This window comes from Dysgonomonas sp. UBA7710 (assembly GCF_002482385.1).
GTDB lineage: Bacteria > Bacteroidota > Bacteroidia > Bacteroidales > Dysgonomonadaceae > Dysgonomonas.
The window spans coordinates 275,936-290,683 of record NZ_DLFW01000024.1; the positions used below are offsets into that span (position 1 = coordinate 275,936).

11 protein-coding genes are annotated in these 14,748 nt (G+C 40.5%); 4 read left to right on the top strand and 7 right to left on the bottom strand.

The genetic code is table 11. The annotated features are described in order from the left end of the window. The first annotated feature begins 3 nt into the window (after positions 1-3). Entirely contained in the window at positions 4-1,137 is a 1,134-nt protein-coding gene (locus tag B3317_RS09090; RefSeq protein ID WP_291110836.1) for an ABC transporter substrate-binding protein, read from the top strand. Between the two features lie 56 nt (positions 1,138-1,193). Here B3317_RS09090 and B3317_RS09095 read toward each other — a convergent pair whose 3' ends face one another. From B3317_RS09095 to B3317_RS09115, 5 genes are all read right to left on the bottom strand, one after another. Continuing rightward, entirely contained in the window at positions 1,194-1,829 is a 636-nt protein-coding gene (locus B3317_RS09095) for a YiiX/YebB-like N1pC/P60 family cysteine hydrolase (protein ID WP_291110838.1), read from the bottom strand. A 42-nt stretch (positions 1,830-1,871) separates the two neighbouring features. Beyond that, a complete protein-coding gene (locus tag B3317_RS09100) occupies positions 1,872-3,899 on the bottom strand; it encodes a TonB-dependent receptor plug domain-containing protein (RefSeq protein WP_291110840.1) in 2,028 nt (675 codons plus the stop codon). A gap of 132 nt (positions 3,900-4,031) precedes the next feature. After that, positions 4,032-4,634: a hypothetical protein gene (locus B3317_RS09105; protein ID WP_291110842.1), complete on the bottom strand. Its 603-nt coding sequence runs from the start codon at positions 4,632-4,634 to the stop codon at positions 4,032-4,034. A 98-nt stretch (positions 4,635-4,732) separates the two neighbouring features. Then, positions 4,733-7,135 carry a TonB-dependent receptor gene (locus B3317_RS09110; protein WP_291110844.1) on the bottom strand — a complete coding sequence of 801 codons (2,403 nt, stop codon included), beginning with the start codon at positions 7,133-7,135 and terminating at the stop codon, positions 4,733-4,735. 74 nt (positions 7,136-7,209) lie between these two features. After that, entirely contained in the window at positions 7,210-7,611 is a 402-nt protein-coding gene (locus B3317_RS09115) for a Fur family transcriptional regulator (RefSeq protein ID WP_291110845.1), read from the bottom strand. Positions 7,612-7,959: 348 nt separating this feature from the next. Between B3317_RS09115 and mgtE the strand changes: the two genes are divergently transcribed. Then, complete coding sequence (mgtE, locus tag B3317_RS09120) at positions 7,960-9,351, top strand: magnesium transporter (protein WP_291110847.1); 1,392 nt, start codon at positions 7,960-7,962, stop codon at positions 9,349-9,351. A 104-nt stretch (positions 9,352-9,455) separates the two neighbouring features. Here the strand turns inward: mgtE and B3317_RS09125 are convergent, their stop codons facing one another. Together B3317_RS09125 and B3317_RS09130 are read right to left on the bottom strand one after the other, a co-directional pair. Further along, a complete protein-coding gene (locus B3317_RS09125) occupies positions 9,456-11,030 on the bottom strand; it encodes an NAD(P)/FAD-dependent oxidoreductase (protein WP_291110849.1) in 1,575 nt (524 codons plus the stop codon). A gap of 216 nt (positions 11,031-11,246) precedes the next feature. Next, complete coding sequence (locus tag B3317_RS09130; protein WP_291110851.1) at positions 11,247-12,542, bottom strand: MFS transporter; 1,296 nt, start codon at positions 12,540-12,542, stop codon at positions 11,247-11,249. A 602-nt stretch (positions 12,543-13,144) separates the two neighbouring features. Between B3317_RS09130 and B3317_RS09135 the strand changes: the two genes are divergently transcribed. Both B3317_RS09135 and B3317_RS09140 read left to right on the top strand, forming a co-directional pair. After that, positions 13,145-14,335 (top strand): L-serine ammonia-lyase, encoded by a 1,191-nt coding sequence (locus B3317_RS09135; RefSeq protein ID WP_291110853.1) that lies wholly within the window; start codon positions 13,145-13,147, stop codon positions 14,333-14,335. 223 nt (positions 14,336-14,558) lie between these two features. Then, positions 14,559-14,748 (top strand): hypothetical protein (locus B3317_RS09140; RefSeq protein WP_291110855.1); only part of this gene is annotated, 190 nt, incomplete at its 3' end.

A 14,748-nucleotide genomic window follows, 5' to 3' on the forward strand; every position in this document is an offset into this window, starting at 1 on the left:
AAAATGAAACTCTTAAATATCACACTACTCTTTTCTATTATCCTCATCCTGGCAGGCTGCAATAAACCTAAGCCTGCCGGACAGGATAATATTAAGCCGCAAACGGGATACACCGTCTATTATGCCAAAGGCTTTCAGGTAAAAAAGTATGATGGATATACCACCGTGTCGGTGCGTGACCCCTGGGACACCACACGCTTGCTGCAAACATATGTCCTTGTAGCAAAGAATAAAGATTTACCCGCAAATCTTCCTAAAGGCACAATTGTAAGAATACCTTTGGAAACAGTAGCGACATACTCCACTATCCATTGCTCTACACTGAACGAACTGAATGCTGTGAATCTGATAAAGGGAGTATGTGAACCTCAGTATATAAAGCTATCCAATATACAGGATGGAATAAAGAGCGGAGCAATAGTCGATCTGGGAATGGCCAGTAAACCTGACACTGAGAAATTGATTATGCTCAGCCCTGATGCTATATTTGCCACTCCGATACAAGGCTGGACATATGGTAGCATCGAGAAAACAGGAATCCCCATTCTGGAAACAACCGACTATACAGAATCACATCCGCTTGGACGTGCCGAATGGATACGCTACTATTCTTTATTTATCGGAAAAGAGCAATTGGCTGATTCGCTGTTTGCCATTACCGAAAAGAATTATAATGCCGTTAAAGACGCTGTGGCCGGAACGACAAACCGTCCTTCCGTATTTACAGATATGCGTTATCAGAACAAATGGAACATGCCCGGAGGAAAAAGCTTTATGGCAAATATGCTATCCGATTCGGGAGCATCGTATTGCTGGTCTGATGATAACTCGACAACTTATATGCCTCTGGCATTCGAATCGGTATTAGACAAGGCGGGTGAAGCAGATTTCTGGATAATCAAATACAACTGGCCTAAAGATATGACATACCAGAGCCTGGAGAAAGAATATAAACCATATTCCCATTTCAAGGCATTTAAAGAAAAAAACATATACGGATGCAATACAGCATATTCAGGCTACTATGAGGATTTGCCTATCCATCCGGATTATATATTGAAGGATATGGCGTATGTATTCCATCCGGAACTCTTCCCGGGATATACGCCGAAATATTACAAAAAAATAGGAGAGTAAATGTATATAGGTTTGTAAAAAGGCTGTGATCAGAATTTCTGCCACAGCCTTTTTCTTTAATAGTAATGAACGATATCGATCACATTTGAGCTTGACATAGCTCCCGGATTTATACCCGGTTCACCTTCGGGAACCGGTAAATTATACTTTCCGAAATACTCCTTCCAGCCTTTCGTTATTTCGCCTGTATCGGGCGATTTGAAAGTCATCGTATTTAACGCGAATACGGGAATGCCATTATTTGCTTTCAACAAGATATCATAAATAAGCTCTGAACAATAATACTTATCATTACCCAAGGTAAATCCGTCATCATAATCTTTGCCGATAAGGGTTAACCCCTCATTCAACGCGGCGGGAATACAGGCACTGTATTCTTCTTTCAGCCGGCCTACGACCGATTTGGGATAACAATCTTTTCCCTCGGGATGCAGATAATCATTCAGAGGTGTCTTTGCTACTTTAGGGCGAGTAGCTTCGATTACATAGATACTGTCATTATCGTCGATATAAACTATACCTACATGTGTAAACCGGAAATCGCCGATACTGGCTGTAACTGCCTTTATCGTATTGTCAGTTCCGCTTGCACAATCTTCCTGAAAAATCAGGTCTCCGTTTTGGAGCTTGAAATCATTGGCATGCATGGTCAGTCCTGATAAAAAGAGAGTCATTAATAATATTGCTTTCATATAATTATACTGAAAAATAGTTCTGATTATTCTTTGACATTACTATCTGAAAGTATAACTAATACCTCCCATTAACCAAAAACCGGCCTGAGGTACATTTCCCCTGTCGAAGTAATGCGTATCATAAAGGTTGTTCAGATTCAGATTGAATACCACATCTTTATATTCATAGTTCAATTTCAGGTCGAGGGTCGAAAATGCCGGATAATGTTCATCGTTCACTTTTACCAGATTTTCATATTTCTCGTAAGTACCCATCCGCTTTTGGAAGCGGAAATACCAGCCTGCCGAAAGCCCTTTATAAATTTGATGGTTGAACTTTGCCGTAAACTTATCCCGGAGATAGTTCAGCGAATAGATGGATATGAGGCCTTTTGTATCCCCGTCCTGATGCATACGGGTGTAATCCAAAGCAAGGGACGATTCTTCTCCCAATGCGGGAAGGATATCTCCAATACGGAGTTTAGCTCCTATTTCCACACCTTTAGTATCTATTTTGCTCAAATTCCATGCGGTGTATGCTTCATCTGTCGGATTCTCTTTCACCCAATCGATAATATCCCTACCCCATTGTATAAACCCTGTAAGATATGCACTAAAAAGATTATCTTTATATTTTATGCCTAATTCCAGAGATTCCGATTTCTCCGGCTTCAGATCATTCCGGCCGATATGTGTAGGTGCTTTATAATACATATCGGTAAAGGTAGGCACACGTGTTGATTTACTCCACGACGACGATACATTTATCTTATCCGAAGGACGATAAGTAGCGCTTACCGATGGGTAAAACTTATATTGGTTGTCTTGTAATGTATTATGATTCATCAGTGCTCCTGCGGATAATACAAACTGTTCTATGATGTAGGTATGCTCCAGTGATACGCTGGCATTTGTCCGGTCATCATATTTCGTATACTTTCGGTGAGGCTCAACCATAAGCATCCCCAGGTTAGAACTCATAATATCCTCCCTGCGTATTTCACCTCCAAGGCTGGTATTACCAAACTTCGACCTGTATGAGAAGATAAGGTTAGCTCCGTAAGTATCGCTGCGGTGGTAGTTACGTCCATAATCGGTATCTTTCACAAGATCGTATTGATCGTGATGCCTGTTCCAGTAAATAATCGGAACTATTTTAAGCTCTGAGCCAAACTCTCCTTTTAGCGAGCCCATATATGTGCTGGTGCGTTCGTACTGATTTGGAAACTTCGGAGAATAGAATGTATTGGCCCCGTATTGTTTATCATTATATCCTAACTGCAAATCCAGTTTCGAATCATTTTTCAAGCTGAAACGTGTTTGCCACAATACATTATAAATATCATAATCACTGTTTGGAATATAACCATCCGAAGAATTATAGCCTACCGACAGGCTACTGGTCGCTATACCCGTTTTTGCCGTACCACGCACTTCCATTCCCCGAAGTTCGTGCATACCGGATTCTACACTGGCATAAGCTTTATAATCTGCATTTTTTTTAGTAATGATATTGATTCCTCCGGAGAAGGCACTCGAACCGTAAATGAGAGCTGACGGGCCATGAATGATCTCAATACGTTCGATATCGGAAAGGTTGATGGGAATGTCGAAACTGTAATGCCCTGTCTGGGCGTTTGAAAGGTTTACTCCGTTGAGGAGTACTGCGTTTTGGTCGAATGATCCGCCACGGATCGAAATGTCGGCTTGTACACCGTGTCCGCCTCTTTGAACTACGTCTATGTTAGCGGCGTAAACTAACAGATCCTGAATACTTCGGACGGGTGACTGCTCAATTTGTTCTTTCGTGATTACCGTAACAAGCTTTGCCGTCTGATTGATCGGAGTCTCTATCCGGGATGCCGTGACCATCACTTCGTCGAGTTCCTTTTCCAATACTTTTTGCTGCTGCTGACCATCGGTAGTAGTCTGTGCAGTAATTGTAGATACAGTAAGGAATGAAATAGCACATCCCCTTACCACTCCGATGTTTACAATTCTGTGCATACTGTTGAATGCACTGTAGGCCTTCCGTACAAAGCGTTTGAAACGGTAGACCGGTCTTTCCTTAAAATGTTTTCGATTCATTTTTCTAGAATTTGTTAATAAAATAAATTGTCGCCGCAAAAATACGGATTATAGATAAAGTTACCGAGCATAAATGCATAAAAAAAGCATGAATCCATATAAGACTCATGCTTCCAGTTATTTAATACTGTATTATTCCTGCCCTACTCTTACGTCATATAATGCCTTCCGGTTCATCAGTACAACTTTGTAATCCATAATAGAATCTCCATTTCCGGCTTTATCTATCACTGCAACTTTCATATCATAGATCTTTTGTGTTAAGACCAGCGTGTCCATAACCAACTTATCTCCATCTTTACGGGTTCGGGTAATGGTGTCGGGTATCTGAACCAACCTGTTACGATATACAGTTATGTCTTTTTGATTAAATATCATTTGCCCCAGTTTAATTACTGGCATTATGGAGTCTTTCACATTTTCCCGTCCTCTCTTATCTCTATATTCAGGATTTATTTCCACTTTAAATGTCGATAAACCCTCATTATCCGTAAACCGGGCATATATATACATCCATTTAGTCGCTATTACCGTATCCATTCTATTTGGATTATCATTCAGGCTATCATTTATCTTAACGACCAGATTACCGTACATCAGCGTATCATTCTTATTAATCCTTACATCTGATATTACAGGTGGTTCTGTCTCATCATCCTCAACCTTTGCACATGATGAAAAATACAGACCGGTCAACAGAATTAACGAAACAATAAACAAGCAAAAATTTCTCATTATATATTAAGTGAATTTGTAACTACGAAAATACGATAAAGTTACGAGTTACAGGTCACCGCTAACCGTTTTTTTAGATTATTGACAATCCGCACTTCTTAGCCATTGAACGGAATGCGTAAAAAGACTTGTATGTTCCTTCCCGGCTCGGGTATATTCAAGCGGCGATAAAGGCTCATATGATTGAGATAGCGGGTATTGAATATGTTTTGTACCTGCAAATTGAAATTGACCGCAAACTTAGGAGTAAAGCGATAATCGAATCCCGCGCCTGCATTGAATAAACTGGTACCTTCTGTTTTTGCTTCATCAAAACCTACCCGGCTTTGCTTCGCATACCACTGATGGGAAGCTGATAATTGATAATATATCAGACCTTTCTTTTTACCTGTATCTTTTAAGTATTTTATCTCATTAGTCATCGTAAATGGCGGAGTGAAAGGCAGGGGATTATGGTCATCCAGATTCTTATTCAGCACAAAACTGCCTGCAGACGATAACTCCAATTGCCTCAACAATAGCCATGCAATCTTATATTCTGCTCCTGTGAATATTGCTTTTGCCTGAGAATATTGGTAAGGCTTATCATCATAAAGCGATACAGGTGTTTCCTCCACAGGCTGTAAAAAAATAAAATTGGAGTAATAATTCACAAACGGACTTAATTCAAGGGACAACCCCTCCTTATTATCATAGCTTAAACCTAAATCCAAAGTATAACCGTTCTCTGCTTTCAAATCAGGATTACCAATCTCGTAACGGAATGCAGCGTGGTGTACTCCGTTTGCTGCAAGCTCATTCGCTGAAGGAAATCTGAAAGTTTTAGATACATTTGCCTTATATGTAAAACCTTTGTATGAGCGTGGTGTATATACCAGCCCTACACTTGCCGACCAGCTACCGAAGTTGCGGTCTACATCATAAGCACGTTGGGCATATTGTTTCACTATATCTTCTCCGTATCCCTGTTCTTCAAGGTAGGTAGCCAAGGTATTATCATAAAAACCTGTGACGTCCATATTCCCGAAATCGTATCTGGCTCCGGCAGAAAACAGCCATTCATCTGTAAAGCGGAATGTATTTATGAAAGATAATCCAGCTGATATCTGATTGTAACGCGGCAGGAAATACTCGAAGCCCCCTACTCTGTTTTGCTGATATTCTACACTTGCGCCGATCGTTTTTGTCCAATTCTCTTTTTCATCCAGGAAAAGCCGGGCATTGGACGAATATGTCCTCAATTTGAAATCTACTGCAATATCATCGTCCGTCTCTGGCTCGGGCTGTCCTTCATAATGTTCGTGAAAATGCTCATATTCACGACGATGATTATATTGATAACCTGTATTTACAGACAAACGAAACGCCGATGTTTTCCACTCTGTATTATTCGTTACTGCAAAATGATTTGCAGTAGCATATGGCATAGCTATATTCCGGTGTGAATTATCTGCATCGTGATCGGGATCATCATGGTCATCATCCGCATCTCCATGTTCATGGCCGGAATGCTCTTCCTCCAACTCAAAAAGTCCGCTCTTTTGGTAGTTATTACTTACATTCATATATGTAGTCACATTCTTTTTCCTGAAACCGACCGTACCCGAAAGTGAATATTCCTTTCCCGCTGAATTGGGTAAACGTTTGTCAGGGAAAGCAATTTCCTGCGACTCATAATCTGCTTTTTCGGCAGGCAACCTGTAATCGGCATAATCTTTATAATTGTAAGCACCTTGCAAAAACCAACTGCCTTTTTGCCATCTGACAGCCAGTCCGCCCCCGAACAAATCATTATTCGACGCTCCATACAATTGCGCTTCACCCTTGAAGAAATCCTTATTTTCAAAGCCATATGGCTGTATCTCTATCGCCGTTGTACTACCCGAACCTAATAACAATGAGCTTGGTCCCTTATAAACATTTGCATCGTATATATCCAACTGATTTATATCTATGCCATGGTCGGCTCCCCATTGCTGATTCTGCTGGCCAATGCCTCTGTTTATTACAGCTACCCTGTTGCCGCTCAGCCCTCTTATCACAGGTTTTGACGTACCTCCTCCGATATTCATAGTAGCCACACCCGGTAAAATACTTAACATCTTATTGAAAGATGTAGATGGTTTATCATAGTCTATATGCCTTATAACGGGTTCTATATATCCTGCCGAAACTTCTACCTCACCAAGTTCTACAGCCAATGGCTTTAAATGAATATCGAGAAGCGTATCATTATGTAATGACACATATACCGTATCTGTTTTATATCCTATGTAATTTACAAGAAGAGTATATTCATCATCTCTTAAATGACAAAAACTAAAAACGCCAAGACTATCAGTCAACTCACCTACAGGCGTATTTATTATCGAAACGACAGCCCCCTCTATAGGGCTTCCTGTATTATAGTTTGTCACTTTTCCTGATATTGCACAGGTTGATTGGGCTGAAAGCTGAAGATAAACAACAGAGAAGAATAGTATAAATAATATCTTTTTCATAAGAGTCATCCGACTGTTTTATTTCTGAGTAAATATTTTTTGATTCACTTATAATTATATTTCCGGCTAAAGGCTTATTTCTTGCAATCAGGGCATGTACCTTCAAGCAAGACCTCTACCGAATTTACTGAGAATCCTTCAGGCACGGCAACCGGTGCCTGAACCTCTGTTTCCAGACATGTTACCACATCACATTTTATACAATGAAAGTGAGCATGCTCCCCTTTGGGTAAAGCCTCATTATTAAGAGCATATTTAACCGTAGAATCATGCAAGACAATACGATGGATAATATTCTTCTCTTCCAGCGTCTTCAGGGAACGATAAAATGTAACCCTATCGAATAAATCCGGTAAAGCCTTTTTAATTTCATTCTCGGACAAAGCTGAATTATTATTAAGCAACTTGCTGATTATAAACTTACGGCAACCTGTACTTTTCAGGTTGTGATATTTTAATATTTGTTCGACATCCATATTTGCAACAATACAATAAATGAAACATGGTTGCAAATATAATACCACTTCATTAAAAAACATCTGAAAGAATAGATAAAAATTTAAAAAATCTCATTCCGGATTAATAACTATTTAATATATATAGATAAAGATATTTCACGGAAACAAACAATTTCTTATAAAAAAAGCTCCCCCAGGCTTTGATACTGCAAAAAAACATTATCTTTGCAGCCGCATTTCACAAGCGAAAAATGACGTTGCTGATAATATCAATAATACCACAGCTTGTGAAAACTAATTCATCCCAAAAACAGAATCGTTGACTGAACTGTTTTTGTATTATCCACCTTATAATTTATCTTATGGATGAAGGAGAATATCGAACAACTGACAGAACAGACCAAGCTTCTGATTGAAGCAGGTGATGTTGCCATGCTGCGCATCTTTCTTGACGATCTGAACATTTCGGATGTAGAAGATCTGATTGACGAACTACCCGAGTTTGCCCCACTGATTATTACCACTTTAACTCTCCACAGGGCAGTAAATGTATTCAGGATATTAGATGTACCCACTCAGGAACGTATTATCATAAAACTTCCGGGACAAAAAATATCCGAAATTATTAACGGATTACCTCCCGATGACCGCACAGCTTTCTTTGGAGAGCTAAAGGATCAGGAACTACAGCATCGCCTTATATCGTTGCTTACACCCGAAGACAGAAAAGAAGTATTTACACTCCTTTCATATCCGGAAGACAGCATAGGGCGTCTGATGACACCCGACTTTCTTGCGATATCCAAAGATTATACCGTAGAAGAAGCATTGCAGTACATCCGTAAGAATGGAAGAAACTCTGAAACGATCGATGTAATATATATACTCGACGATAAAGGTGTATTGATAGATGACTTACGGATAAAAGAATTACTTATCAGCGATCCCAAAACACCGATTACCGATCTCATGGACGGGCGGCTTATTTCTCTGAATGCCCCGGACCCTGTGGAAGAGGGCATAAAGATATTTAAGATGAACAACCGCGTAGCTCTTCCGGTAATAGATTCGGGCGGCATTTTACTTGGTATTGTCACCATAGACGATATCCTCTGGGTTGCCGATGAAGAATATTCGGAAGATATGCAACGAATGGGGGGTACATCGGCTCTGGACGAGCCTTATCTGGATTTACCCGTCCACAAACTGGTATGGAAACGAGCCGGCTGGCTGATTATCTTATTTATAGGAGAACTACTCACAGCCTCGGTAATGCAATATTATGAAGAACAATTGGCACAAATGATAGTATTGGCACTGTTTCTTCCATTGATGATTTCGAGTGGAGGTAATAGTGGTTCACAGGCTTCCACTCTCGTTATCCAGGCTATGGCTACCGGAGAAGTTAAACTCCGGGACTGGTGGCGCGTATTCCGCCGCGAAGTAGTTTCGGGGCTTAGCCTGGGTATTATACTGGGGGTCATAGGCTTCTTTCGTATCTACGTATGGCATCTCATATTCCCCAGTCTTTATGGTGAGCATTGGATTATGGTAGGCTCCACCGTATCGTTTGCCCTTACAGGCATTGTACTTTGGGGATCATTAATAGGTTCCATGCTGCCATTCATACTCCGGCGTTTAGGAGCAGATCCGGCGACATCGTCCGCTCCGTTTGTAGCCACAATAGTCGATGTAACGGGATTGATGATATACCTGACCATAGCCAGCTGGATATTCGGTCCATTAATGAATGGCTAAATTAAGCATGTCATAATTTAAAGACATACCCATAATTAACTTAAATTTTATAACTCGCAGCATAAAAATAGCTGCGAGTTATAAATTTGTATAGTATAGTTATTTCAGGTAGGATTATTGCTTCCGTTTATTTTCTCCGCCAAAGCCTCCGCACAGCGTTCTCCATCCATTGCCGCCGAAACAATTCCCCCGGCATAACCGGCTCCTTCGCCGCAAGGATAAAGGCCTTCTATCTCTATATGCTGCATTGTTTCTCTGTCGCGGAGAATACGGACAGGTGAAGAAGTCCGGCTCTCTACACCTAAAAGTATAGCCTCATTCGTCAGATAACCTTTATAACTGCTTCCCACTTTCTTAAATGCTTCCTGTAAGCGCGAAGAAACAAACCTTGGCATCCACTCGTGCATAGGTGACGATATTACCCCGGGAGCATAAGATGTATCCGGCAGAGAATCACTTTTCTTACCATTCACAAAGTCATAGAGCCTCTGCGCAGGAGCTACCTGTGTTTCTCCTCCGTGCAGCCATGCCAGTTCTTCCAAATCTTCTACAAATTTCAACAGGGACAATTCATCGTATTTTGCATATTCCGGAAAATCTTCGGGATGAATTTCAACCACAACTCCGGAATTAGACCAGCGGGAGCCACGGTTCGACGGTGACATCCCATTAACGACCACTTGTCTCGGGCCACTCGCCGACGGCACAACAGTACCCCCCGGGCACATACAGAAAGAATATACCCCCCGGCCTCCGGCCTGGACCACAAAGCTATATTCGGCTGCCGGCAGAAACTCGCCCCTGCCCTCTATGCAATGATATTGTATCTGGTCTATCAGGTGCGATGAATGTTCAACACGGAATCCTACAGCCAAACCTTTGGCCTCTATTTTTATTTTCTGGTCATGCAGCATATAATACACATCGCGTGCCGAATGGCCGGTAGCGAGAATAACCTGTCCTAAAAACGTTTTTCCATTATTCGTTTCTATCCCTTTTACTGTATTATTTTCAATTATCAGTTTATCCATACGGGTTTCGAAATGGACTTCGCCTCCCGATAATATAATCTGTACGCGCATTTTTTCTATAATACCGGGCAGCCTGTCTGTTCCGATATGCGGATGTGCATCTACAAGGATAGATGGGTCCGCCCCATGCTGACAAAAGACATTCAATATTTTTTCTACATTACCCCGTTTTTTACTACGGGTATATAGTTTACCATCAGAATATGCTCCGGCTCCGCCCTCTCCAAAACAATAATTCGATTCAGGATTTACCACATGTTCACGGTTCATCAATGCCGTATCACGTTTCCGGTCCCGGACATTCTTTCCCCTTTCTATTACAATAGGACATATACCTAATTCAATCAGTCTCAATGCTGCAAATAATCCAGCCGGCCCCGCTCCTACTACAATGGCCCGCGAACAGCCTTTTACATTCGGATAATAGGTACTTACAAAAGCAGGATCGTTTTGCTCTTCATTCATGTATCCCCTCACTCTGAGGTTTACAAAGATATTCCGCTGCCGGGCATCTATCGAACGGCGGAGAATACGCACCGAATTTATATCTTTAAGTGGAATACCGGATTGACTTGAAAAAATGCGTCTTACTTTTCCTATATCTGACGCCTGTTCTGGCGTAATGCGTAAGTCTATATCTTTTTGCATGAATCATTTATTAATTTGAGTGTACAAAGGTATATTTTTTAATGATGAGTTATAAGTTCTAAATTATGAATTATATCAACCGGCAATAAAAAGCGTCTGTACCACCGGTACTTTATTGTATGAATATAGTTTGCAGAATCTCGCATAAAAAAATTGACAGCAAACATTTCTGCCTGCTGCCAACCTATATATATTTAATTAAATTTTCCTGAAATATTATTCTACAGGAATATCTGTATTTACATTCTTGCTTCCGATAGCTGAATAATACAGCATATATGCCAATCCGGCAAATACCACCCAATAACTTGCCATATAACCTACACTGTCGGCAATAGCGTTCTGAAGAAGCGGCATGATACCTCCACCACAAACAAGCATCATAAAGATACCAGATGCAGCCGCAACATACTTACCAAGACCTTCTACTGCAAGATTAAAGATACCTCCCCACATTACAGATGTACACAATCCACATAATACTAAGAACATAGCGTTAATAGGAACCTGAGTCATACCGAATGAAAGAGCACCTGTCGCAGGATCTGTCATAAATACAGGCATCGAAATATTTTGAGTTGTAGGCAGGAATATAGCCAATAATACCAATACAAGACCTACAACCGAAGCAACAGTCAACATTACTTTACTGGACACCTTGCCTCCGATAGAAGCTCCTGTAAAACGGCCTATCAGCATCAGGAACCAGTAAGTACCTGTCACAAAGCCGGCTGTTGTACCATCAAGGCCACCACCTCTGGTTGCATCTGCAAGGAATAAGTTTAATGTTCCCGGTATACCCACTTCAATACCTACATATACGAAAATTGCAATTGCTCCTAATTTAAAGTGACGGAACGATAAAGCGCTGTATTTATCTTTAACTCCTTTTTCAGCAGGTTTAGCCATGTGAGGTTCAGGTATCTGAACCATAGACAATACAATAAATACCGCAGCGAAGATACCCATGGCAATGTACATTACCGGATATACATCAGTGATGTTAGCTTTTGCCACTTCACCTACTAAAGCACCTACTAATATAGGAACCAATGTAGCACTTAACGAATTGAATGTTCCTCCGATCTGGATCAACTGATTACCTTTCTTTCCGCCGCCGCCTAAGGTGTTCAACATCGGGTTAACAACAGTATTCAGCATACACATTGAAAATCCTGCAACGAATGCGCCCAACAGATAGACAACGAAACTTCCGGCACCACCCGAAAGATACTGTATTCCTACTCCTGTAAAACCAACAGCAACAGCAATCAGCGCAGTTTTCTTATATCCGATTTTTGATAGCAAAATACCGGCCGGAATACCCATGAAAGCATATGCTATAAAGTTTGCGAAGTTACCCAACATACCCATGGCATTGGAAACTCCGAATTGGTTTTTCAATACAACCCCCATCGGCGCTGCAAGATTCGTTACAAATGAGATCATCGCGAACAGGAAGATCATCATAATAATAGGTAACAAATAATTCTTTTTCTCAGTACTACTCATAATATTACTTTAGTTATTAATTTAAATTATTCTTTATTAAATCGTTTCATAGTGTTTCAGTACTTCACTTCAGGAGTTCTCAGGGAGTAATTAAATCATAAAAAATCAATTACCCCCTGATTAACTCCAAGATACAATTTAGGAATGTATCTCAATTCATGGTTATAAAAGGCTAAGTGAAGATTGTTTTCGCAAAAACGTTGTAAAAATACTTATACATTTTGAGCTTCTGTTGTCAAAAAACGTGTTGTACAACATAGAAATTTATATTTAAATATCACTTCTTTTTATAAGTAATGATTTTCTTTTTTTATTATGGTAAATTTGACTATTTTTATTATTCCAAATCAATAAAAAATAATCATTTGGATATTAACGAATTAATACATTTCCATCATTAAATAATTATAGATAAAAAATATAAAATACAATAAGCCATAGAATTCATTATAGTTCGTATTAAATTGATATTACTTTATCTATATGAAAATCAACCGGAATATGTTTAACAATATTTAATATCATACTTTCTCTATAGGGAATTCATTTTGACAATATGGATACGATCAACTGAAATATATTATACAAAATAAAGTAAACTAATGGAATCTATTCGCAATTTGTACAAAATCGGTCATGGACCTTCGAGTAGTCACACAATGGCTCCCCAAAAAGCGGCTCAGAAATTTAAAGACGAAAACCAGTATGCCGACTCATTCAGGGTAACACTATACGGCAGTCTCGCCGCTACAGGTAAAGGGCACATGACAGATACCGCCATAATAAATACACTTCTTCCATTTTCCACAGAAATAGTCTGGCAATCCGAAATCATCCTTCCCTACCATACGAACGGCATGAAATTCGAAGCCATCGTTAAAAGCCAACCTGTAAAGGAATGGATAGTGTACAGCATAGGTGGCGGAGACTTATCGGATGGTACTTCCGAAACAAAAAAAGAAATTTTGTACGATAAAAGCACCATGAAAGCAATATTGGAATGGTGCCAGCAAACAGGTAAAACATTCTGGGAATATGTGGAAGATACCGAAGGTAAAGACATTTACGAATATTTGCTGACTGTATGGAAAACGATGGAAGCCGCTATACATAGAGGGATGGATGCCGAAGGCCTTCTCCCGGGTGGCCTCGGATTGCAACGCAAGTCATCCATGTACAGCATTAAAGCCAAAGGTTATCAGGGCTCTATGAGAAGCCGTGCCTTAATATACTCCTATGCGCTTGCCGTATCGGAAGAAAATGCCAGTGGAAATATTATCGTAACAGCACCCACATGCGGTTCCTGTGGAGTACTCCCTTCTGTTCTATACCATCTGAAAATGAATCACGACTTCAGTGACCAAAAGATAATCAGGGCACTAGCCACAGCCGGATTGATAGGCAATATAGTGAAAACGAATGCCTCTGTGTCAGGAGCCGAAGTCGGTTGTCAGGGAGAGGTCGGTGTCGCTTGCGCCATGGCGGCAGGAGCAGCTTGCCAACTATTCGGAGGCTCCCCGCAGCAAGTCGAATATGCCGCTGAGATGGGTCTGGAACATCATCTCGGACTTACCTGCGATCCTATATGCGGACTGGTTCAGGTACCTTGTATCGAACGTAATGCCTTTGCTGCGGCACGGGCCTTGGATTCCTGTTCATTTGCCATGCTATCGGACGGAAAACATCTTATCAGTTTCGATAAGGTTGTGCGGACAATGCAACAGACAGGGCATGATCTGCCAAGTCTTTACAAGGAAACTTCTACGGGCGGTCTTGCTGTAAATCTGGAGTAAGTAAATATCTGAACCGGAGATTTGGTATATCTCTAAAAAAACTGATTAATAGCATCTTATATGTAAAACAAGCCTTGATATTTAGATATCTTATTGTAGACAAGGCATAATATAAACGCCTGTATAACTTATATTTATATAACATTTCATATACTTTAGTTTCAATATTACAGGCTTATTTCCTACTTTTGTACACATGTAAATTAATTACCTTATATAACTTATGACCACAATCAGTCTATTAAACAAATCCGCGGACAACATCCGTATTTTATCGGCCTCGATGGTAGAGAAAGCCAAATCGGGACATCCGGGTGGCGCCATGGGCGGCGCCGACTTCATCAATGTGCTTTTCACCGGGTTTCTGGTTTACGATCCCAAGAACCCACAGTGGGAAGGCCGTGACCGTTTCT

Bases quoted from the DNA above. Each gene is read 5' to 3' on its own strand.
- B3317_RS09090 (WP_291110836.1), top strand. From the start codon at position 4: ATGAAACTCTTAAATATCACACTACTCTTTTCTATTATCCTCATCCTG.
- B3317_RS09135 (WP_291110853.1), top strand. From the start codon at position 13,145: ATGGAATCTATTCGCAATTTGTACAAAATCGGTCATGGACCTTCGAGT.
- B3317_RS09095 (WP_291110838.1), bottom strand. From the start codon at position 1,829: ATGAAAGCAATATTATTAATGACTCTCTTTTTATCAGGACTGACCATG.
- B3317_RS09125 (WP_291110849.1), bottom strand. From the start codon at position 11,030: ATGCAAAAAGATATAGACTTACGCATTACGCCAGAACAGGCGTCAGAT.
- B3317_RS09110 (WP_291110844.1), bottom strand. From the start codon at position 7,135: ATGAAAAAGATATTATTTATACTATTCTTCTCTGTTGTTTATCTTCAG.
- B3317_RS09130 (WP_291110851.1), bottom strand. From the start codon at position 12,542: ATGAGTAGTACTGAGAAAAAGAATTATTTGTTACCTATTATTATGATG.
- B3317_RS09105 (WP_291110842.1), bottom strand. From the start codon at position 4,634: ATGAGAAATTTTTGCTTGTTTATTGTTTCGTTAATTCTGTTGACCGGT.
- B3317_RS09100 (WP_291110840.1), bottom strand. From the start codon at position 3,899: ATGAATCGAAAACATTTTAAGGAAAGACCGGTCTACCGTTTCAAACGC.
- mgtE (WP_291110847.1), top strand. From the start codon at position 7,960: ATGAAGGAGAATATCGAACAACTGACAGAACAGACCAAGCTTCTGATT.
- B3317_RS09115 (WP_291110845.1), bottom strand. From the start codon at position 7,611: ATGGATGTCGAACAAATATTAAAATATCACAACCTGAAAAGTACAGGT.